Source organism: Campylobacter sp. 2457A (assembly GCF_020135895.1).
GTDB classification, from domain to species: domain Bacteria; phylum Campylobacterota; class Campylobacteria; order Campylobacterales; family Campylobacteraceae; genus Campylobacter_D; species Campylobacter_D taeniopygiae.
In genome coordinates this window covers 47,989-68,804 of record NZ_JACHTO010000004.1, presented here as the reverse complement: position 1 = coordinate 68,804, position 20,816 = coordinate 47,989, and the positions used below count along the sequence as shown (strand labels likewise).

21 protein-coding genes and 1 tRNA gene are annotated in these 20,816 nt (G+C 28.7%); 15 read left to right on the top strand and 7 right to left on the bottom strand.

The window, feature by feature from the left end:
* Positions 1-78 precede the first annotated feature (78 nt).
* The 4 genes from H2280_RS02355 to htrA form a co-directional block, all read right to left on the bottom strand.
* A tRNA-Asn gene (locus H2280_RS02355) sits at positions 79-153 on the bottom strand.
* 78 nt (positions 154-231) lie between these two features.
* Positions 232-1,479 (bottom strand): ArsS family sensor histidine kinase, encoded by a 1,248-nt coding sequence (locus H2280_RS02350; RefSeq protein ID WP_337215557.1) that lies wholly within the window; start codon positions 1,477-1,479, stop codon positions 232-234.
* Complete coding sequence (locus H2280_RS02345; protein WP_137623981.1) at positions 1,476-2,150, bottom strand: response regulator transcription factor; 675 nt, start codon at positions 2,148-2,150, stop codon at positions 1,476-1,478. The genes H2280_RS02350 and H2280_RS02345 overlap by 4 nt, the downstream gene beginning before the upstream one ends.
* 75 nt (positions 2,151-2,225) lie before the next feature.
* Positions 2,226-3,635: a serine protease HtrA gene (gene htrA, locus H2280_RS02340; protein WP_337215556.1), complete on the bottom strand. Its 1,410-nt coding sequence runs from the start codon at positions 3,633-3,635 to the stop codon at positions 2,226-2,228.
* Between the two features lie 231 nt (positions 3,636-3,866).
* On the opposite strand from htrA, the gene H2280_RS02335 reads away from it, so the two are divergent.
* The 8 genes from H2280_RS02335 to H2280_RS02300 are packed head-to-tail and all read left to right on the top strand — an operon-like array spanning position 3,867 to position 11,541.
* A complete protein-coding gene (locus tag H2280_RS02335) occupies positions 3,867-4,754 on the top strand; it encodes a J domain-containing protein (RefSeq protein WP_337215555.1) in 888 nt (295 codons plus the stop codon).
* A gap of 10 nt (positions 4,755-4,764) precedes the next feature.
* The gene (locus H2280_RS02330) at positions 4,765-5,139 is read left to right on the top strand and encodes a heat shock protein transcriptional repressor HspR (protein WP_137623978.1); all 375 of its coding nucleotides are present in this window, start codon (positions 4,765-4,767) and stop codon (positions 5,137-5,139) included.
* A 6-nt stretch (positions 5,140-5,145) separates the two neighbouring features.
* A complete protein-coding gene (locus H2280_RS02325; protein ID WP_337215554.1) occupies positions 5,146-6,768 on the top strand; it encodes a cation:proton antiporter domain-containing protein in 1,623 nt (540 codons plus the stop codon).
* Between the two features lie 8 nt (positions 6,769-6,776).
* Positions 6,777-7,109 (top strand): hypothetical protein, encoded by a 333-nt coding sequence (locus H2280_RS02320; protein WP_337195428.1) that lies wholly within the window; start codon positions 6,777-6,779, stop codon positions 7,107-7,109.
* Positions 7,102-7,722 (top strand): HAD family hydrolase, encoded by a 621-nt coding sequence (locus H2280_RS02315; RefSeq protein WP_337215553.1) that lies wholly within the window; start codon positions 7,102-7,104, stop codon positions 7,720-7,722. Before H2280_RS02320 ends, H2280_RS02315 begins: the two co-directional genes overlap by 8 nt.
* 60 nt (positions 7,723-7,782) lie before the next feature.
* Positions 7,783-9,774, top strand: coding sequence for a glycine--tRNA ligase subunit beta (gene glyS, locus H2280_RS02310; RefSeq protein WP_337215552.1), 1,992 nt, complete (start codon positions 7,783-7,785; stop codon positions 9,772-9,774).
* Positions 9,771-10,601, top strand: coding sequence for a M23 family metallopeptidase (locus H2280_RS02305; RefSeq protein WP_337215551.1), 831 nt, complete (start codon positions 9,771-9,773; stop codon positions 10,599-10,601). Before glyS ends, H2280_RS02305 begins: the two co-directional genes overlap by 4 nt.
* A complete protein-coding gene (locus H2280_RS02300; protein ID WP_337215550.1) occupies positions 10,591-11,541 on the top strand; it encodes an SAM-dependent methyltransferase in 951 nt (316 codons plus the stop codon). The genes H2280_RS02305 and H2280_RS02300 overlap by 11 nt, the downstream gene beginning before the upstream one ends.
* Here H2280_RS02300 and H2280_RS02295 read toward each other — a convergent pair.
* Positions 11,536-12,495 carry a Ppx/GppA phosphatase family protein gene (locus H2280_RS02295; protein ID WP_337215549.1) on the bottom strand — a complete coding sequence of 320 codons (960 nt, stop codon included), beginning with the start codon at positions 12,493-12,495 and terminating at the stop codon, positions 11,536-11,538. The two genes, H2280_RS02300 and H2280_RS02295, sit on opposite strands and share 6 nt — an antisense overlap.
* A 56-nt stretch (positions 12,496-12,551) precedes the next feature.
* On the opposite strand from H2280_RS02295, the gene H2280_RS02290 reads away from it, so the two are divergent.
* The 7 genes from H2280_RS02290 to H2280_RS02260 all read left to right on the top strand — a co-directional run bounded on the left by H2280_RS02290 (position 12,552) and on the right by H2280_RS02260 (position 18,487).
* Positions 12,552-13,340 (top strand): pyridoxine 5'-phosphate synthase, encoded by a 789-nt coding sequence (locus H2280_RS02290; protein ID WP_337215548.1) that lies wholly within the window; start codon positions 12,552-12,554, stop codon positions 13,338-13,340.
* Complete coding sequence (gene pdxA / locus H2280_RS02285) at positions 13,318-14,445, top strand: 4-hydroxythreonine-4-phosphate dehydrogenase (RefSeq protein ID WP_337215547.1); 1,128 nt, start codon at positions 13,318-13,320, stop codon at positions 14,443-14,445. Before H2280_RS02290 ends, pdxA begins: the two co-directional genes overlap by 23 nt.
* Positions 14,432-15,622, top strand: coding sequence for an MFS transporter (locus H2280_RS02280; protein WP_337215546.1), 1,191 nt, complete (start codon positions 14,432-14,434; stop codon positions 15,620-15,622). Before pdxA ends, H2280_RS02280 begins: the two co-directional genes overlap by 14 nt.
* 42 nt (positions 15,623-15,664) lie before the next feature.
* The gene (gene ciaC, locus H2280_RS02275; protein WP_337215545.1) at positions 15,665-15,982 is read left to right on the top strand and encodes an invasion antigen CiaC; all 318 of its coding nucleotides are present in this window, start codon (positions 15,665-15,667) and stop codon (positions 15,980-15,982) included.
* 2 nt (positions 15,983-15,984) lie between these two features.
* Positions 15,985-16,494: a hypothetical protein gene (locus H2280_RS02270; RefSeq protein ID WP_337215544.1), complete on the top strand. Its 510-nt coding sequence runs from the start codon at positions 15,985-15,987 to the stop codon at positions 16,492-16,494.
* 71 nt (positions 16,495-16,565) lie between these two features.
* Complete coding sequence (gene hemE, locus H2280_RS02265) at positions 16,566-17,588, top strand: uroporphyrinogen decarboxylase (protein WP_337215543.1); 1,023 nt, start codon at positions 16,566-16,568, stop codon at positions 17,586-17,588.
* Positions 17,585-18,487 carry a radical SAM protein gene (locus H2280_RS02260; protein ID WP_337215542.1) on the top strand — a complete coding sequence of 301 codons (903 nt, stop codon included), beginning with the start codon at positions 17,585-17,587 and terminating at the stop codon, positions 18,485-18,487. Before hemE ends, H2280_RS02260 begins: the two co-directional genes overlap by 4 nt.
* Positions 18,488-18,489: 2 nt before the next feature.
* Here H2280_RS02260 and uvrC read toward each other — a convergent pair whose 3' ends face one another.
* Together uvrC and H2280_RS02250 are read right to left on the bottom strand one after the other, a co-directional pair.
* Positions 18,490-20,307 (bottom strand): excinuclease ABC subunit UvrC, encoded by a 1,818-nt coding sequence (gene uvrC, locus H2280_RS02255; protein WP_337215541.1) that lies wholly within the window; start codon positions 20,305-20,307, stop codon positions 18,490-18,492.
* Entirely contained in the window at positions 20,300-20,773 is a 474-nt protein-coding gene (locus tag H2280_RS02250) for a hypothetical protein (protein ID WP_337215540.1), read from the bottom strand. Before H2280_RS02250 ends, uvrC begins: the two co-directional genes overlap by 8 nt.
* Positions 20,774-20,816 lie beyond the last annotated feature (43 nt).

Here is a 20,816-nt window from a genome sequence, read left to right as displayed (position 1 = left end):
TTATTACTAATAATCAATAAATCTAAAAACACATAAAGAAAAAAAATAAATAGAATATTAATTAAGTTAAATAAAAAGTGGCTCCGGATGTAGGATTCGAACCTACGACCAATCGGTTAACAGCCGACTACTCTACCGCTGAGCTAATCCGGAACATCAAAGTTTTAAAAATGTAATTATATTTAAAATTAATGCCTTTGTCAAGATTTTTTGCAATTTTTTTTAAAAAAATTATTCTTTTACTATAATATTATCTAAACCGATAAAATAAAAATGATTCGCGCCATCTTTATAATCATAATCAAGTTTCATATCATGGGCTTCTAAAATCGTATTAACTATATAAAGCCCTAGCCCGAAACTTGATTTTTGCTTTGTGCCTTGAGTAAAAGCTTGAGTGTAATATTCTAAGGTATTATTAAGTTCAGGGCCACAATTTTTAAAACATATATAATTATCTTTAATGCAAATTTCCACAAAACCATCTTGAGAATGTTTGATGCCATTATCGATCATATTTTTAATCGCTGTTGTAAAAAGTTTAAAATCCACATTAACAAAAAAGCTTTCACTCATAAAAATACGAATATTATTATCATCACGCATCGCTATTTCTTTAGCCTCATCTAAAACATCTAAAATATTGTATTTTTTTCTATTGATGAAGGCGGCTCCTGAAGTTACCTGCTCTATCGCAGCAAATTCATTGATTAAAATTTCAAGTCGATTAAATATGCCATCCAATCTTTCCTTATATTTATTATCCTCTAGCATTTCAAGAGTAATAAGTCCTTTTGTAATTGGAGTTTTTAATTCATGCATAATATTTCTTAAAAAAAATTGGCGTGATTGATTGAGTTTTCGAATTTGCAAAATAGCTTGATAAAAAGCTTCACTTACTTGAGAAATTTCATCTGCTCCCGTGCTAACATCCTCAATATCACTAAGTCTTCCTTCTGCAAATTTATCAATTTGTTTTTTCAAAGCTTTTAAAGGTTTTAATTTTTTAAAAATAAAAATATAAAGCAAAATAAGTATGCAAATAACAGCTACTGCAATCGCTTTTATAATAAAATATCTATAAGTTTGATAATCTTGATCTTTATAAAGATTAATCTTTCCATCATAAATAATATTTAAATAAACTTGATTGTCATAAGAAATAATCTCTATTAAACCATTATTAACTTCAACCCGAGCAAGAACATCTCCGCTAAAAAGAATTTTTCGAATTTGCTTTGGCTCTTCAATTTGCTGCATTTTATTATAATTTTTTGTTTGCTCTTCAAATTCTTTTTCATTGATAACTCCAGCAAAATACAAAAGTCTAGCGTTAGCAATTAAAGAATATTTTGTATTTAACTCTCTTGTATAATTTTGCTGATCGTATTCAATTAGCCATAAAAATCCTAAAACAACACTCACTCCAGCAAAAATAAAAATAAAAGTGATGGTATAAAAAATCGAAGATTTATTCATTGAGTTAATTTATAACCTATCCCTCTGATAGAATGTATATATTTTGGCGTTTTTGGATCATCTCCCATTTTTTGACGAATTCGGCTAATGATAACATCTATACTTTTATTGCTAGAATCTTCACTGATAGAAGAACAATTATACACAAGCTCTTCCCTACTTACAACCCCGCCTTCTTTTTTGATCAAATAACTTAAAATATCAAATTCAGCATTGGTTAAAATGAGTTCTTGTCCCTTCATTGAAATTGTGTGTTTATATTGATCATAAACAAGATCTTTAACACTTTTAGCAAGAGTGCTTTTTGTATTTGAAATCCTTCTTAAATGACTTTTAATGCGTGCTTGAAGTTCTTTAGGATTATAAGGCTTTGGCAAATAATCATCCGCGCCAAGCTCTAAAGCATTGACTTTATCTGTAATATCATGTCTAGCACTTGAGATGATAATAGGAGTATCATACTTTTTACGAATTTCCTCGCACACTTCAAGTCCGTCAAGTCCTGGCAAAGAAAGATCTAAAATAATCAATTGATATTCTTTTAAAGCAAGTTTTGAAAGTCCTATATAAGGCTCATGAGCTATATCGACTTTCATATCAAATTTTTCTAAGTATTCAGCAGTAATTTCAGCTAATTCTAAATCATCTTCTATCATAAGAATATTTGTCATTATATTCCTTTTAATTAATCTTAAAATATAATTTTAAACTAAAATTTATAACGAAAGGAAAATCCTTTCGTAAAATTATCTTAGCACCAATAAAGTAGTAAAGCCGTTTCTATACACCCAAATTTTCATAAATTCTTTTTTATTGACTTGCTTTAAAGCTTGATCTAAATCTTTTAAATTTTTAATTTCATCTTGCCCTATACCTATAATCACATCTCCTTCTTTAAATCCAACCTCTTCTGCTTTACTTTTACTCTTAACCTTCTCTACCAAAACTCCGTTAATATCTCTTGGAAGTTGTAAACGATCTTTTAATCTAGGATCTAAATTCCTTAAACTCAATCCTTCGATTAAATTATTCTGCACCCCTTTATTTTCTTTTTCTCCCTTAAGAGTAAAGCTTGTTTGCTTATTGCTTCCATCTCTTTCATAATCAATTACTACTTTTTCTCCAATCTCAAGAGTTCCTATGTAATTTTTTAAATCAATTGGACTTTTAATAACCTTACCATTTACCTTGATCACCAAATCTCCTCGTTTCAATCCAGCTTCATCAGCACTAGATCCTTTTTGAACATCTGTGATTAAAGCACCTTCTTGATTTTTGTAAGCTTTTTTAGTTTCTCCTTGCAAGGCTGAAATGGTTACCCCTAAAAATCCTCTTTCAATTTTACCTTTTTCAATGAGTTTTTTCGCTATATCTTCAACCATATTGGAAGGAATAGCAAATCCTATACCATTATTGCCACCTCCACGAGAAAGTATAGCAGAGTTAATCCCTACTAAAAATCCACGACTATCAACTAAAGCACCACCTGAATTTCCTGGATTAATAGACGCATCTGTTTGTATGAAATTTTCATACTGATTAAGGCCGATATTATCTTTATTTAATGCTGAAATAATTCCACTTGTAACGCTAAAGCCAACCCCAAAAGGATTTCCCAAAGCAAAAACAACATCACCCTCCATTAAATTATCTGAATTAGCAAAAGTAATAGCTGAAAGATTTTTAGCTTCTATCTTAATCACCGCTAAGTCTGTTTTTGGATCTTTTCCTATTAATTTAGCTTTATATTCTGTATCACTTCCTGGTAAATTTACAGTGATTGTATCCGCATCTTCTACAACGTGATTATTAGTTACTATATAACCATCCTTTGAAATGATCACTCCAGAACCTAAAGAACTAATCACCTCTTTATCACTTTTGTTTTTTCTTTGAGGGATATCGAAAAATTGTTTAAAATAAGGATCATCAAAAAAATCATCCAAAGGACTAAAATTATTTGTTCTTGTTATGGTTTTTGAGGTTGAAATATTAACAACTGATTTTTTAGCATCCTTAATAGAATCATGATAACTCAATATAACCCCACCATCTGCTGGATTAACACGATTAGCTGATGAAGTTGATTCATTAAAATTGATACTTGCTGCAAATAAAGCACTTGCTAAACCTATTGATAAAAAAATCTTTTTCATAATTCTTCCTTTCTATATTAGAAAATTTACATGTTCTAATTATGATTTTATTTGTAAAAATATTTTTACATAAGTTATAGTATAAAATCAAAAATTTACAAAATTGTAAATAAAAAACTTGAGTGATAAAAATTGATAAAACTTGATTGACTTAGACTAAAGTTTTTGATATAATTTTTAATCCTAAAAATAAATTATTTTATTAACTAAACAACCAAAGGAAGATAAAAAATGAATAGTTTATATGAAACTCTTGGAGTATCTAAAAATGCAAGTTCTGATGAAATAAAAAAAGCCTATCGTCGCTTAGCAAGACAATATCATCCAGATATCAATAAAGAAAAAGGAGCTGAAGAAAAATTTAAAGAAATTAATGCCGCTTATGAAATTTTAAGCGATGAAAAAAAACGTGCTCAATATGATCAGTACGGAGATTCTATCTTTGGTGGGCAAAGTTTTCATGATTTTTCAAGAAATACGGGTGGCATCAATTTAGATGATATTTTAAAAGATTTATTTGGAGGAGGATTTGGAGGATCTTCTCGCGGAAGTCGTTTTGGCGGATTTTCTTCTAAAGGATTTGGAGGATTTGGAAATTTTGAAGAAGAAAATTTGGATACAACTATAGAATTAACCATTCCTTTTGAAAAAGCCATCACAGGTGGGGAACATCATTTTACCTTTCAAGGAGAAAATATCAAATTTAAAATTCCTCATGGAATCAAAGAAGGTGAAAAACTTAGAATTCGCGGCAAGGGAAAAAGTGCTTACAATAAGGCGCGTGGAGATCTTATCATCATCGTTAAACTTGAGGAAAGTAAGATATATCAAAGAGAAGATGATGACTTATATCAAAAAATAGATATTCCACTTAAAACCGCTTTATTTGGTGGAAAAATCACAATTAAAACATTTAAAGAAGATAAAAAAGAAGCAAAAATCACCATAGCTCCAAATTCAAAAAATGGACAAAAAATACGCCTAAAAGGATATGGAGTACAAAATAGAAAAAATAATATTTACGGGGATTTGTATTTAATTTTAAATGTTATTTTACCCAATACAGAAACATTGGATGAAAAATTTATCGAACTTTTAAAAGAAAAACTTCCAGAATAAGGAGAAAATGATGGATCACCATTATGACGAACCTGTATATTTAATAAGCGTTGTTGCTAAGGTTTTAAGCATACATCCGCAAACCTTAAGACAATACGAAAGAGAAGGATTAGTAGAACCAAGCCGGACTGATGGCAAAATAAGACTCTATTCTCAAAGAGATATTGATCGTATTAAATTGATTTTGCGTTTAACTCGCGATATGGGAGTTAATTTAGCAGGAGTTGATGTTATATTAAAATTAAAAAATCAAATCCATGAATTTGAAAATTTAATTGATGAATTGCGTTTAGAACTTAGCAAACAAAAAAATCCAGGTGCTGCCTCAAAGGCTGTCGTTAAACATAAAAATAGTTTTGATTTAATTTTTTATGAAAAAAAATAAAAAAATATGGATAATTTTCTAGAAATTTTTCTGATTGCAGCAGCAATAGCTATCGTCTTAAATGTCATTTTAAAAAAATTTGAAATTCCTACTATTATTGGCTATATAGCAGCAGGAGAAATTATTTCTGAAATTTATCATTTAAGCGGCAAAGGTGAAATAACTCATATTGCTGAATTTGGTATTGTTTTTTTGATGTTTACTATTGGACTTGAATTCTCTTTTAAGCATTTGATGGCTATGAAACAAGAAGTTTTTCTAAATGGATCTTTGCAAATGCTTACTTGTGGATTTGTATTTACTTTAATTGTTATGGGAATTTTTTCCCTTGAAGATAAAAGTGCAACAGTAGTAGGTTTTGCCTTAGCACTCTCTTCCACAGCTGTAGTTTTAAAAATTTTAAATGACAATGGGGATATCAATGAGCAATACGGAAGAAAAGCTTTAGGAATTTTACTTTTTCAAGATATAGCCGTTATCCCTTTGCTTTTGCTTGTTGATATACTCTCATCTAATAATCAAAATATAGAACAAGTTTTACTCACATCGCTTGTTTCTGCTATCCTTTTAATCGCTTTGCTTTTTCTCATAGGAAAATATTTAGTCGATCGAATTTTTAGACTTATTATTAGAACTTCTTCTCAAGAAATTTTCATAGGTACCATTTTATTTATGGTTATTGGAGCAAGTTTTTTAGCAAATTATTTTGGATTTTCCTATTCTTTGGGTGCTTTTATAGCTGGAGCATTGATCGCAGAAACAAAATATAAACATAAAATTGAAGCGGATTTGATTCCTTTTAGAGATTTGCTTTTAGGGCTTTTTTTTATGACAGTAGGTATGCAAATTCAACTCAATGTTATAGCGGAAAATTGGTTTTTAATTTGCATCTTGACCCTAATTGTTATGCTTATGAAATTTAGCATAATCTTTGGATTTTTATTTCTTTATACCAAAAAAAGAGTTGCTCTAAAAACCGCCTTTTCTATTGCACAAATTGGAGAATTTGCTTTAGCGATTTTTTCTCTTTTGCAGGCTAAAAATATGCTCGATGTTAAAACTTCACAAATTTTAATTGTAGTTTCCATAATCACGATGATTATTACACCTTTTATACTCAACAATATACGAAAAATTACCAATGTAGTTGAAGATATTACCCTAAATACAAACACAATCCAAAGCACCCATCAAAGCAATCTAAAAAATCATCTTGTCATTTTTGGATACGGTCGTTTAGGTCAAGAAATGGTACAAAGAATCAAAAATACTGGGGTGCCTTATTTGGTTTTAGAAAGTGATTTAAATCTAGTTGAATTAGGAATTAGTCGCGGAGAAAATGTGATTTTTGCAAATGCAGCCCAAGAAGAAACTCTAAAAATTGCCAATATTGAAGAATGTGCAGTCGCAATTATCACCATCACTAACGAAGCAAAACTTGAAATGCTCTGTCAACTTTTATCATCTTATCCAAAACCTATAGATACTATTATCCATGTTAATGGAAATCTTAAAAAAATGCTTTTTTCAAGCATTGATGATAATATTCGCATTGTAAGATCAGAAAAAATTCTAGCTAGAAATTTAGTTCAAGAAGCATTAGAATGCAGAATTCATAAAAACACCTAAGGATTATTTTGACAAAAATCAATGAAAAAACATTAAGAGTAAAATATCTAAGATTATTAGAAAAATTTGCTAATACAGCAAAATCTTGTCTAAAAAGAGAGGATTTTGATTTAGAAAAATTTCAAGAAAGAATGCAAAAAAACAAAAAAAACTTAGAAAAATGTCAAGCAGTGATTTTAAATTCAACCTATGGTAAAGCTTTGGAAAATTTTGTTAATGCTTGTCTTGATTTTTCACTAAAAAAAGAAGAACTCTTAAGCCTTGCAAATGCTTTAGATAAGCTAAAAAATCAAAATCATAAAGAAAAACACAAAAACTATTTAAAGGATTATAATGATTAATGTATTTTTTGATATGGATGGAACCTTAATTGATAGTGCAAATGCAATTTCTTGCGCCGTTAATGAAATTCGTGCAAATCTCAATCTAAGCGCCCTAAAAAAAGAAGAAATAATTAAGATCATTAATACTCCAAATATAGATTGGGGTAAAGAACTTTATAATATAGACAATTTCCATCATTCTAGCTTTAAAGATGGTTTTGAAAAATATTTTATCAAACACTATGAACAAAGCGTGATACTCTTTGAAGGAGTTATAGATCTTTTAAAATTTTTAAAAAGTAAAAATTGCTTTTTAGCCATCGCAACAAATGCGCCTCAAAGCTCGCTTACAAGCATTCTTAAAAAGCATGAAATCATTCCATATTTTGATAAAATTTTAGGTGTAAGCGTAGGCATAGAACCTAAGCCAAGCCCACAAATGCTTCAACTTCTTATGGATGAAGCCCCTTATCAAACTAGTATTTTTATAGGCGATAGTCAAAAAGACAAAGAATGTGCTAAAAATGCAAAAATTCCGTATTATCACGCTAAATGGTATCAAAAAAATTTACAAGAAAATGAATTTGGCGATGTGCAAACTTTAAAAGAATACTTATTAAAATATTTATGAGTTTTTTAAAAAAATATAGCTAAAATAACGCAAATTCAATAATATTAAAGAAAGTAAAATATGAGTGAATTATTAATCGAAATTGGCACAGAAGAATTACCGGCTATACCTTTATTAAAAGAACTTCCAAATATAGAAAAAAAATGGCAAAATATTTTAGATGAATATCATTTAATGAGCGAATTTGAATTTTATTACACTCCACGTCGTTTAGTATTTCTTCATAAAAATTTTCATCAAAAGCAAGAAGATACCACAGCTGAATTTATAGGAGCACCTAAAAACATAGCTTTTAAAGAAGGCAAATTAACTCCCGCGGGTGAAGCATTTTTAGAAAAAGCGGGTATTAAAGAAAATGAACTTGAATTCAAAGAAATCAAAGGAAAAGAGGTTTTATACTATCAAAAAACCTTGACAGGAAAAAATAGTGTTGAAATTTTAGGAGAAATGATCAATAAATTCCTCAAAAGCTTAAATTTTGGAAAAAGTATGCGTTGGGGGGATCATTCTTTTGAATTTATACGCGCTATTAGAAATATTGCTTGTGTTTTAGGCGATCAATTGGTTGAATTTGAAATTTTTGGAGTTAAAAGTTCTAAAAAAACCTTTGTTCATAGAAGCGTAAGTTATGATTTCTTTCCTTTTCAAAATATCAAAGAATATTTTCAAATTTTAGAAAATAACTTTATCATTCTTGATCCAAAAAAACGCGAAGAAAAAATTTTAAATGAATTTAAAGAACTCGAAATAAAACACAATATCACTATTAGTGAAGATAAAGAACTCTTAGCTGAAGTTGTAGCCATTACAGAATATCCAAAAGCTCTTTTTGGAAGTTTTGATAAAGCCTTTTTAGAAATTCCTAATGAAGTCATCATCACTTCAATGAGAGAAAATCAACGCTATTTCGCTGTTTTTAACAACAATGAATTAAGCAATCATTTTATAGTTGTTAGTAATGCGGTTTGTGAGGATTATTCTAAAATCATACATGGTAATGAAAGAGTTTTAAGAGCAAGATTAAGCGATGCAATGTTTTTTTATCAAAATGATTTACAAAAAGGCTTAGAACCTGAAAAGCTTAAAAAAATCGTTTATCTTGAAAATCTAGGAACAATGAGTGATAAAAGCTCAAGAGAAATTGAGCTGGCAAAAATTTTATGTGAATTTTTAAAAAATAATGATTTTGAAAAAATTTCTAAAGCTATTTACTATGCCAAAGCTGATTTAACCACTCAAATGGTTTATGAATTCACAGATTTACAAGGAATTATCGGGGGTTATTATGCTGCCAAAATGGGACTTGAACAAGAAATTTGCTTAGCTATAAAAGAGCAATACTTGCCAAATTCTGAAAAATCAGATCTTCCTAGCACAGAATTTTCAAGCATAGTTGCTTTAGCTAATAAATTTGATACTCTTTTAGGACTTTTTAGCATAGGTAAAATTCCAAGCGGGACAAAAGATCCTTATGCATTAAGACGTGCTGCTAATGGAATTTTAAAAATACTTTTAAAATTAAATAAAAATTTCGATATCAATGCGTTTTTAGAAAAAGCTTTAAAAAATTATCAAAATTTTAATTTGCAAATTTTAAAAGATTTTATTTTTGAAAGAATTTATACATTTTATGATTTAAATCCTAGCTTTATCAAAGCTGTTCTTGTTTCAAAAAATTCTGATATTATTTCCATTGATGAAAGCATTAAAGCTTTGGCAAAAATCAGTCAAAAAAGCAATTTTGGTGATTATTTTAGCACCTTTAAACGCCTTGCTAATATCGCTCAAAAAACTACAAATACCATCGATGAAAGTTTATTTGTAGAAGCAGAAAAAAAACTTTATATAGCATTTAAAGAAAGTTTAAAAGCTCTTACGATTGAAGAAAAACTTAACAAATTATTTGCTTTAAAACCTGAAATTGATGCCTTTTTTGAAGCTGTTATGATTAATGATAAAGATGAAAAACTTAAGAACAATCGCCAAGCTTTAGTATTTAGCATCTATCAAGAATTTCTTAAAATTGCAGACATTAAGGAACTTAGCTTATGAAAAAAATATTGACTTTACTTTTTTGTTTCTTTACTTGTGTTTTTGGAGCCCAAGAAATAAAACTTATCAAAGGGCAAGCTATATTTTTAGAGCTTGATAAAAATAATTTTATAGAATTAAAAAACCAAAATAAAACAATTCCAACCTTTAATCATCCAAAAAATAAAAATAAAATCCTTGCCATTTTTGCCCTACCCTATAAAAATCCTCCAAAAAGCACAAAATTAATCGCTATTTATAAAAACAAACAGCAAGAATTCATCATCAACACATTAGAAGGAAATTATAAAAGCGAACAAATACAAGTAGCAAAAAATAAAGTTTTTCCGCCTAAAAACGTTCAAGAACGCATTAAAAAAGAATTTCAAGAAGCGAATGAAATCTATACTTCCTACACTCCAAAACCTTTATACAATGGGACTTTTGCAATACCTCTTGCAAGTTTTATTACAAGTGATTTTGGTAAAGCTAGAATTTTTAATCACAAAGTCGCAAGTTACCATAGTGGGACAGATTTTAGAGCCTTAAGTGGAACTCCAATTTATGCTGCAAATTCGGGCATAGTAAAAATCGCTAAAAATAGATATTATGCGGGAAATTCTGTGGTTATTGATCATGGTTTAGGAATTTATTCTCAATATTATCATCTTTCAAAGATCAATGTAAAAAAGGGACAAAAAGTTAAAAAAGGAGAACTTATTGGGCTAAGTGGGGCTACTGGAAGGGTGAGTGGACCGCATTTGCATTTTGGAATACTTGTCGCACAAAAACAAGTGGATCCTTTGGATTTTATAAAAAAATTTAACGCACTGTTTGATGAAATTTAGTCAATTTTTTAACATCTGGCTTCATGAAAATTACTATAAAAATGTTAGCAAAATAGGTAAAAATGGAGATTTTTTCACCGCAGTAAGCGTGGGAAATCTCTTTGGAACCTTACTGGCAAAACATTTTTTAAAACTCATTGATGAAGGCGCATTAAAACTTCCTTTAGAAATCGTTGAAATTGGAGCCAATGAAGGCTATTTGAGTCGTGATTTTTTATCCGCTTTAGTTGAATTTAGGCCTGAAATTTTTTCTCAAATTTCTTTTTTTATCATAGAACCTCATGAAAAATTACAAATTTTACAAAAGAAAACCTTAGATGGCATAGATTTTATCCATAAAAATAATTTAGAAGAATGTCATTTTAAAAACGCTTTCTTTTTTTGTAATGAACTTTTTGATAGCTTTGCTTGTGAGCTTATAGACAATGATACAATGGCTTATGTAAAAGATTATCAAATCATTTTTAAGCCTATAGATGAAAGCTTACGGCAAAGATGTCAAAAACTTGGATTAAAAAAAGGAGAATTAAGCTTAGAGCTTGAAAATTTTCTTAAAAAACTCGATCAAATCAGTGAAAAATTTATCTTTGCGGGTTTTGATTATGGAACTTTCGATAATGATCGTTTCAGTATAAGAATTTATCAAAAACACGAAGTTTTTAATCCTTTTGAAATTTCTTTAAAAGATTTTTTTGGCAAAAGCGATATAACTTACAATGTGAATTTTAATCATCTAAAAACTACTATTGAAAATTTAAATTTCAAACTTTTACATTTAAAAAAACAAAGTCAAGCTTTAATCGATTTTGGTTTTGAAGAATTGTTAGAATATACTAAAAATAAAAATATAAAAAGTTATGAAAATTTACTCTCTCAAAGCAAAATTTTATTTTTTAATTTTGATGAAAAATTCCATTTTTTTGAATTTGCAAAATTATAAATTTGCTATGCAAAGCCCCTCTCTTAAACCCTCATCGATAACTATAAATTCTTCTTTATCAAAAATAGCAAAAAACAAAAAACAACCTGCGGCTAAATATTTTTTACGCGTTTTTCCAAGATAAAAATTAGCCTCTTTTTCACTCATGTTCCAAATTTTTAATGCATATTTGAAAAAATCTTGAGTGTGTAAAATTTGGCCATTAATTTTTTTATCGTCATATCTTTCATAATCTAAACCGCATTTTAAAGCAGCCAAGGCTGTAGGAACACCTGAATTTAAAACCACTTTTTTTATTTTACTTTTTTTAAAGACTTTTTTAAGCTCTTTAACCTCATCAAAAGCTTTAAACGCTATATTTTTTAAATTTCTATCTTGAATTAATAGGTGAATTTTTAATTTTTTATCTTTGATTTTATGAAAGAAATTAGGATATTTTTTCAATATTTTTTTAAAAGAAAAAGTAGAAAAATCATCTTTAAAATTACATTTTTCATAAAAACTTATAATCCCAAAATCAAAACTTTGAAAATGTTCATTAAAAGATAACTCGCAAGAAGCACCCCCTAAATCACAATAAGCAAAACGCCCTTTCATGCCCAAATTAGCAAGAGCATTTTTCATCCCTAAAACGCTGATTTTGGCTTCTGTTTTAGCATCAATAACCTTAAAATTGATCCCAAATTGCTCTTTTAAATCTTTAAAAATTTCATCCGTATTGCTTGCCTTTCTAAAAGCTGCCGTTGCAACAGCTTTTGCTTTGCATAAATTTTGCTCTTTAGATAAAACATTTAAAGCTTCTTTGATTTTTTCTATAGCCTCAGTTGAAATTTGCCCACTTTTAGATAAATTTTTTGCTGCACCTATGATAAATTCATACTCTTTTATTTTTTTAAAATTTTCATCCATTTCAACCACTCTTAAAGTATTTGATCCCAAATCAATACCTAACATTACTCTTCCTTTTAAATTTTGGAGTATAATAACAAAAACTTATTAAAGGAATTATTATGCTTTTGGGTGTAAATATCGATCATATTGCTGTTTTAAGACAAGCAAGAATGGTTAATGATCCTGATCTTTTAGAAGCAGCATTTATCGTAGCAAAATTTGGAGATCAAATCACTTTACATGTAAGAGAAGATCGTCGCCATACTCAAGATTTTGATTTGAAAAATCTTATCCATTTTTGCAAAAGCCCTATTAATCTAGAATGTGCCATTAATGAAGAAATTTTAAATTTAGCCCTTACTCTAAAACCCTCACGCGTTACTTTAGTGCCAGAAGAAAGAGAGGAACTTACCACAGAAGGAGGCTTAAATTTAAACCATCCCGATCTAAAAAAAAGCATCCAAAGACTCAAAAATGAAAATATAGAAGTTTCTCTTTTTATCAACCCAAAATTAAATGATATTGAAAAATCTTATGAATTAAATGCTGATTTTGTAGAACTTCATACAGGACTTTATGCGAATTTACATAATGCTCTTTTTACCAATATCTCACATACAGCTTTTGCACTTAAAGAATTGCAAATGGATAGAAAAAAACTTCAAAATCATTTAGAAGAAGAATTAAAAGAATTAAAACTTTGCGCTAAAAAAGGAGCAGAACTTGGCTTAAAAGTTGCTGCTGGACATGGACTTAACTATAAAAATGTAAAAGAAATCGTAAAGATGAATGAAATTTGTGAATTAAATATAGGCCAAAGCATCATAGCAAGATCCGTATTTGTGGGACTTAAAAAAGCCATTTTAGAAATGAAAGCTCTTATTGATGAAAACAAAAATTGCAATTAGCATTGGCGATCTTAATGGAATAGGTCCTGAAATTTTAATACGCTCTCATGAAAGCTTATGTGAAATTTGCGAACCTTATTATTTTATCCATGAAAAATTATTATATCAAGCTTTAAAGTTGCTCAATTTAAATATTTCAAATGCCAATATTGTTTATTTTAAAGAGAGTCAAGAATTTAGTTTTGAGTTAGTTAAAAGTCAAAATGGATTAAAAATTTATTGCTTTTCTTTGCCCTTAAATTTTCAAGTCAATGAAAATTTTACTATAAGCCCTGGAAAGATTGATGATAAAAGCGGACTTTATTCTTTCTTAAGTTTTAAAGCTGCAAGTTATTTCACTTTTAAAAAATATGCACATGCCCTATTAACCCTGCCCATACATAAAAAAGCTTGGGAATTAGCAAATATAAGCCATAAAGGACACACAGACGCTTTAAGATCTTTTTTCAAAAAAGATACTATTATGATGTTAGGTTGTGATAAACTCTTTGTGGGATTATTTACTGAACATATTCCACTAGCAAAGGTGAGTCAAAAAATCACTTTTAAAAAATTAAGTATCTTTTTAAAGAATTTTTATGAACAAACTCATTTTAAGAAAATAGGAATTTTAAGTTTTAACCCTCACGCTGGAGACTATGGAGTTATAGGTGGAAAAGAAGAAGAAATTATGATCAAAGCCATCAGTTTTGTCAATGCTTATTTGCACTCAAAACGAGATGAGAAATTTTTTTATCAAGCTTTAAAAGACGAAAATTTACAAAAAGAATTGACTCAAAATTTTAAAGGAAAAGAAATCTACCTACCTTATCCTTTAGTTGCTGATACCGCTTTTACTCGATCAAGTTTAAAAAAATGCAATCGTTTAATTGCCATGTATCACGATCTTGCCTTAGCTCCTTTAAAAGCTTTATATTTTGAAAAAAGTATCAATGTAAGTTTGAATTTACCTATCGTTCGCGTTAGTGTTGATCATGGAACCGCATTTGATAAAGCCTATAAAAATATGAAAATTAACACTCAAAGCTACTTTGAAGCTGCTAAATTTAGCATACGATACCACCAAATTAAACTTGATAAAGAGTCTAAAAATGCAAAATTATAAAAAAGCTTTATTTGCTTTAGCCTTAAGTGCTTTTTGTATGGGAGTAACTGAATTTGTTATGGCTGGAGTTTTAATTGATGTACAACATTATTTCAAAATCAATGCAAAAACTGCTGGTTATCTTACAACCTTATACGCTATAGGAGTTGTTATAGGAGCTCCTATTGTAAGTATTGCTTTAAGCCATTTTTATAGACATATACAACTTTTGATTAATCTTGGAATTTTTGCTTTAGCCAATTTAACAATCTTTTTTAGTAATAATTTTTATTTAACAGCTTTTGCTCGTTTTATTGCCGGAACTCAACACGGTGTATTTTTTGTTATTGCTACACTTGCTATTTCAAGCATAACTCCAAATGAAAAAAAATCTAGTGCCTTAGCTATTATGGTGACAGGGCTTACAGTTGCACTTGTTACAGGTGTCCCTTTAGGAACCTTCATAGGATATCATTTTGGCTTTAAACTTATTTTCTTATTGATCTTTATCATTACAGTTTTTGCCTCCTTAGGAGTTTGGCATATGATGCCTAAAAATTTATATCCTAATCCTACTAGTTTAAAAAACCTTGCACCAGCTTTTTCGCATCGTAATTTACTTAAAACTTACACTATCACCCTTTGTAGTTGCGGTGCGCAATTTATTCTTTATACCTATTTGCAAAAACTGCTCGTAGATATAAGTGGATTTAAAGAACAAAATACAACCTATATTCTACTCCTATATGGAATATGTGCTATTTTTGGAAATTTATGGGGTGGAAAAATGGTAGATAAAAAAGGTGCTATTTTTTCTTTGAGACTAATTTTAAGCATACAAATTTTTGTATTTTTAAACTTTTTATGGACGATTTATATTCCAATTTTAGTTATTTTAAATATCGCTTTGATGGGATTTTTTTCTTTTTCAACCATACCGGCTTTAAAAATGTTAAGCATTGCAAAAGCTAAACGACACACACATAAAATAATGGATAGCACCATCAGTGTGAATGAAGCAGCTTTTAATGTAGGTATAGCCTTAGCAAGTTTTATAGGAGGTCTTGTTTTAACAAATATAGGTATCGAATTTAACGCACTTTTTGCATCAATTTTTGTCTTACCTGCTTTGATTTTTACATCAGTATTTCCAAAAGATAAAATTAACTATAATCACTTTAAAAGAAAAGTGGAATAGAATTTGCTTGTATTTATAATGTATAAAAATTAAAGGAAAGCAATGACCATAGACAATACCAAACAAATATCCAACGCTGTTTTTAGCACAACTAAAATTAAAGAAAAAACTTCTTCAGCAGATGAATTTCAAGCTAATTTAAATGAAGTCAAAAATAAAGAAAAAAAGGAAGATAAAGAAAAAACAACTTCAAGTGAATTTAGCAATAAAGACCTAGATCTTGGAGCTATTAGAGAAGATTTTAGATCCTATGCGTGGCAAAAAATGAGAGAAGATCAATATAAAAAAAATGAAGAAACCTTACTCAATAAACTTTTTGCAACCATAGACGCAGGAAATGCTGCAAGTAAAAAGATTTAAGTGTGAAAATAAATTCAAATTATATAAACGAGAATTTCAATAATTCTCGTCAAAATTCCAAAACTACTAAGCAAGATAAAAATTCTTTATGGGATGTTTCGTTTAAAACTTTACTTAAAGAAGTAGAGGAATTTGTTGAGTCTAAAATGAAAAAATATAAAGAAGAGCTTGTCCTAAATAAAAAAACTGGAGAATATGAAAAGAAAAAAGTTCTAGATGAAGAAGCATATAAAGAACATTTAAGATTAAAACTTGAAGAACAAACTAAAGAAAAAATAAGCACTCAAATAAATGAAAAGATAGAGCAAAAGCTTAATTCCAATCTAGAAAAACAAGCCTCAATAAATAATAATCTAAATCTTAAAACTAAAGAAAATATAAGCTATATGCAAATACAAGCTCAAGAAAAATATCATGCAAAAAATAGTCCCACCGTATTTAGTAAAAAACAAGAAAAGAATAATAAAAATTTATTCAATACTTTTTCAGCTCCTGTAGGATCTTCTGTATAAAGTAGATATAAAAATTAGTGATTTAATTTTCAATAATTTTTGTTATAATTTTACAAAAATAAAGGAAAATTATGATTTTCATTGATGCTTGTTTTAAAAAACCAACACCCTATACTCCTATTTGGATGATGCGTCAAGCCGGACGCTATTTACCTGAATATATGCAAGTCCGTGAGCAAGCAGGAGATTTTCTTTCTTTATGTAAAGATTACAAAAAAGCATCTGAAGTGAGTTTGCAACCTGTAGAAATTTTAGGAGTGGATGCAGCGATTATTTTTTCAGATATTTTAGTCGTTCCTCTTGAAATGGGAATGAATTTGCGTTTTGAAAAAGGAGAGGGGCCTGTATTTGATGATCCAATTTCTAGCATAGAAGATTTAAAAAAACTAGATACTCAAAAAGCTCATCAAAAATTAAATTATGTTTATGATGCCTTAAAACTTACTCGAGAAAAACTTCCAAAAGATAAAGCACTTATAGGATTTTGTGGAAGTCCTTGGACTATAGCCACTTATATGATAGAAGGTGGCGGAAGCAAAAACTACGCAAAATGTAAAAAAATGCTTTATCAAAACCCCGAACTTTTGCATTTGATTTTATCAAATCTTACAGAAGTTTTAAAACTATATTTAGAAGAACAAATCAAAGCAGGAGCTAATGCTGTGCAAATTTTTGATAGTTGGGCAAGTGCTTTAGAATATAGTGAATTTTTTAATTTCTCTTTTAAATATATGCTTGAAATTTCTAATTTTATTAAAAATAAATATCCTAATATACCTATTATTTTATTCCCTAAAGGAATCAGTGGCTATTTAGATAAAATCGATGGAAATTTTGATGTTTTTGGGGTTGATTGGAGCACTCCTTTAGAATTAGCACGAGATAAATTATCACACAAATATACTCTTCAAGGCAATATGGAACCTTGCAGATTATACAATAAAAACTCCATTAAAGAAAGTGTGGGGCAAATTCTGCAAACTATGAAAAATAAAGCCCATATTTTCAATTTAGGACATGGAATTTTACCGGATATCCCTGTTGAAAATGCTAAATATTTTATCAAGCTCGTTCAAGAAAGCTCGGCCAAATGAAAGTTGTTTTCGGACCTGTAAGTTCTAGACGCTTTGGGCGATCTTTAGGAATTGATTTAAGCCCGAGTAAAAAACAGTGTAATTTTGATTGCGTCTATTGCGAACTTGAAGCTAAAAAAGCGCAAGAAAAACAAGATGAAATTATAGAAGTTGCACAAATCATTTCAGAAGTTCAAATGACTATGGATAAAGGTATCGAATTTGACTTTCTTACACTAACTGCTAATGGTGAACCAAGTCTTTATCCTCATTTGGATGAATTAATTAATTCTTTGCGTCAAATCGTTAAGAATAAAAAACTTCTTATTTTAAGCAACGGCACGGCCGTACTTGATCAAAATAAATTTCAAAGTTTATTGAAACTTGATGTGGTTAAATTCAGTCTAGATAGTGCCATTTCTAAAACTTTTTATCGTATAGATAGAGCTTTAAAAAATATCAATTTAGAATTAATGATACAAAAAATGGCAGAATTTAAAACAAAATTTCAAGGCGATCTTATAATGGAAATTTTAGCAGTTAAAGATCTAAATGACAATGAAGAAGAATTTATAGCTCTTAATAACGCTTTAACTACAATATCACCAACAAGAATTGATCTAAGCACTATTGATCGGCCTCCATCTTATCCAGTCAAATCAATTGGTGAAGAAAAACTTTATGAGCTTTCAAAATTAATCACCTGCGCGCCAGTTTTTTTAGCAAAAAGAAATTATAAAGAACAAAAACTTGATTTAAATAAAGAAGAATTGCTAAAATTTCTTCATTTAAGAGCACAAAGTCAAATCGATGTAGAACACACTTTTAATGAAAGTTCTAAAATTCTTTTGCAAGAATTAATCCAAAAAAATGAAGTAAAAATCATTAATCTTGCAGGTATCCGATTTTACAAAGCTTGATTTCATTTTATATCTTTTAATTTTTGCGCTGCCTTTTTACCTATAAGAGTGCAAAGTTCATCAAAATTTGCTTTATAGATAGATTCAAAATTCCCATAATAAGCTAAAAGTTTATGTATTACTCCTACGTTTAAGCCCAATTTAACCAATTTGGAACTTTCTAAATCTTGTTTTTTCTTTGTTTTTTGATGAAAACTTATAGCAAAACGATGTGCCTCATCTCTTAATTTTTGCAAAAATTGCAATTTTTTATCATCCACACTCAAAGAAAACTCGCCACTAAAAGAATGAATTTTATCTTTAGCGCCTCCTTTAGCTCTATGCGCTTTTGCATCAATTTTTTCTTTAGAAATGGCTAAAATATCTATATTGGCACCACTACTTAAAACAATATCTTTTGCTAGTTCCAATAAAACTTTTCCACCATCTATAAGCCATAAATCAGGTGGGGTGTTGTTTTGAAAATCCAAAGCCCTACGCGTTAAAACTTCTCGCATCTGCTCATAATCATTTTTATATTCAAGATGAAATTTTCTATATGAATTTTTATCCCATGCTCCAAATTTATAAACCACCATAGCTCCGACATTTGCAATCCCTTGTAAATGAGAATTATCAAAAATTTCAATATGATTTGGAAAATTTTCAAGTTCAAAATATTCTTGAATCTCTTTTTGTATTTTAAAATTGCTATTTTTTTGTTCTTTTTCTATATTTAAAAGTGCATTTTCAAAAGCAAGATCACAAATTTTTCTTTTTTCCCCTATTTTTGGCATCTTGATACTGATTTTTTTCTCAAAGCGTTTGCTTAAAATTTCCTCTAAAAGCTCTCTATCGTCAAATTCTTCATAAGTATAAATAGTATTAGCTATTAAAGGCGTATCGGTATTAAAATTCTCTAAAATAAGTTGTTTATAAATTTCATTTTTTTCAAAACTTAAAGCATTTTTTAAAAGAGTTGTTTTAGAATTTACACTGATAATCTTTCCATTTTGCACCACAAAACGAATCGTTGAAAGCATAGAATCTTTAAAAGCAACCGCAAAAATCTCAAAATCCTCCAATTTAGCAATATCAATTTGGATTTTTACCTCCAAATCTTTAATGGTAGCAATTTGATCTCTTACCTTAGCTGCTTCTTCATAATTTTCATTTTGAGCTAGACTAAGCATTTGTTTTTCTAAATTTTTAATTAAAATACTAGGATTTAAAAGCGCATTAATAGCGTTATCTAGGATTTTTTTATATTCTTCTTGAGTAACTCCATTATCACAAGGTGCTAAACAACGATGAATTTGATAAAAAATACAAGGATTTTTACAATTTGCTTTTTGTTTCAAAGGATAATACAAATAAAGGGCATTTAAAAGCTCTTTAGCTCCTTTAAAAAAGGGGCCAAAATATCTAATTTTAGTTTTTTTTATAAGTTTTCTTGTGCTTTGAAAACGTGGAAAATCTTCATTAAAATCAACATAGATATAAGGGTAAGTTTTATCATCTCTTAAAAGTATATTGTATTTTGGATGTAATTGCTTGATAAAAGAATTTTCCAAAATTAAAGCATCAGCTTCTGAATTGGTTGTGATAAATTCTAAATGAACTGCCTCTTCTATCATTTTTTGTATTCTTAAAGAATTTTTACTATTTGCACACAATTTAGGACGAAAGATAAAATAACTCCTAACTCTATTTTTTAAATTCTTCGCCTTGCCCACATACAAAAGTTTTCCATTTTGATCAAAATACTGATAAACACCTGGTTTTTGAGGTAAGGTTTGCAATTCTTTTTCTAAAATATTTTTGGATGATTTTTCAAGCATTTTTTATAATTTGCCTTAATTCTTCAAATTTATTTGCTAACACTTTATTTTCTAAAGTATTTTTAAAACAGCCTAAACTTAATTCTATGTATGGATTTTTTTTGATATTTTCTTCCTTTTTAACACTAAAGCTATATTTTTGCGTCATCACTCTGATATCTTTTATGTTTGAAAAACCACTTAAAGGATACACTTGGGCGTATTTTTTTATGAGAATTTTAATATAAATTTTGCTATTATCATGATTTAATTCTTGAAAGCCTGCAGGATGCGAAGTAATGATATTTAAAATATCATTTTTTATATAAATCCTAGCTATTAAACGTTGCTTTGCGGGTGGTAAAGAATTTAAAAAATCCTTACAAAAAAACAAGGTTTTTAAAGGTTTATAATGAGATTTACTCATCAAATCATTAACAATAGCGCTAACATTTCTAATCGTTTTTTGATTTTGAATTTTTACCATAAAATAATTTTATCATTTTTTTTCTTAATTTTTTTGTGCTCTT

Excerpts from the sequence above, each read along its gene's own strand:
- H2280_RS02345 (WP_137623981.1), bottom strand. The coding sequence starts at position 2,150 with ATGACAAATATTCTTATGATAGAAGATGATTTAGAATTAGCTGAAATT.
- H2280_RS02260 (WP_337215542.1), top strand. The coding sequence starts at position 17,585 with ATGAAAGTTGTTTTCGGACCTGTAAGTTCTAGACGCTTTGGGCGATCT.
- ciaC (WP_337215545.1), top strand. The coding sequence starts at position 15,665 with ATGACCATAGACAATACCAAACAAATATCCAACGCTGTTTTTAGCACA.
- htrA (WP_337215556.1), bottom strand. The coding sequence starts at position 3,635 with ATGAAAAAGATTTTTTTATCAATAGGTTTAGCAAGTGCTTTATTTGCA.
- H2280_RS02350 (WP_337215557.1), bottom strand. The coding sequence starts at position 1,479 with ATGAATAAATCTTCGATTTTTTATACCATCACTTTTATTTTTATTTTT.
- H2280_RS02315 (WP_337215553.1), top strand. The coding sequence starts at position 7,102 with ATGATTAATGTATTTTTTGATATGGATGGAACCTTAATTGATAGTGCA.
- uvrC (WP_337215541.1), bottom strand. The coding sequence starts at position 20,307 with ATGCTTGAAAAATCATCCAAAAATATTTTAGAAAAAGAATTGCAAACC.
- glyS (WP_337215552.1), top strand. The coding sequence starts at position 7,783 with ATGAGTGAATTATTAATCGAAATTGGCACAGAAGAATTACCGGCTATA.
- H2280_RS02300 (WP_337215550.1), top strand. The coding sequence starts at position 10,591 with ATGAAATTTAGTCAATTTTTTAACATCTGGCTTCATGAAAATTACTAT.
- H2280_RS02295 (WP_337215549.1), bottom strand. The coding sequence starts at position 12,495 with ATGTTAGGTATTGATTTGGGATCAAATACTTTAAGAGTGGTTGAAATG.
- H2280_RS02325 (WP_337215554.1), top strand. The coding sequence starts at position 5,146 with ATGGATAATTTTCTAGAAATTTTTCTGATTGCAGCAGCAATAGCTATC.
- H2280_RS02290 (WP_337215548.1), top strand. The coding sequence starts at position 12,552 with ATGCTTTTGGGTGTAAATATCGATCATATTGCTGTTTTAAGACAAGCA.
- H2280_RS02330 (WP_137623978.1), top strand. The coding sequence starts at position 4,765 with ATGGATCACCATTATGACGAACCTGTATATTTAATAAGCGTTGTTGCT.
- H2280_RS02280 (WP_337215546.1), top strand. The coding sequence starts at position 14,432 with ATGCAAAATTATAAAAAAGCTTTATTTGCTTTAGCCTTAAGTGCTTTT.
- hemE (WP_337215543.1), top strand. The coding sequence starts at position 16,566 with ATGATTTTCATTGATGCTTGTTTTAAAAAACCAACACCCTATACTCCT.
- H2280_RS02250 (WP_337215540.1), bottom strand. The coding sequence starts at position 20,773 with ATGGTAAAAATTCAAAATCAAAAAACGATTAGAAATGTTAGCGCTATT.
- pdxA (WP_337215547.1), top strand. The coding sequence starts at position 13,318 with ATGAAAACAAAAATTGCAATTAGCATTGGCGATCTTAATGGAATAGGT.
- H2280_RS02305 (WP_337215551.1), top strand. The coding sequence starts at position 9,771 with ATGAAAAAAATATTGACTTTACTTTTTTGTTTCTTTACTTGTGTTTTT.
- H2280_RS02335 (WP_337215555.1), top strand. The coding sequence starts at position 3,867 with ATGAATAGTTTATATGAAACTCTTGGAGTATCTAAAAATGCAAGTTCT.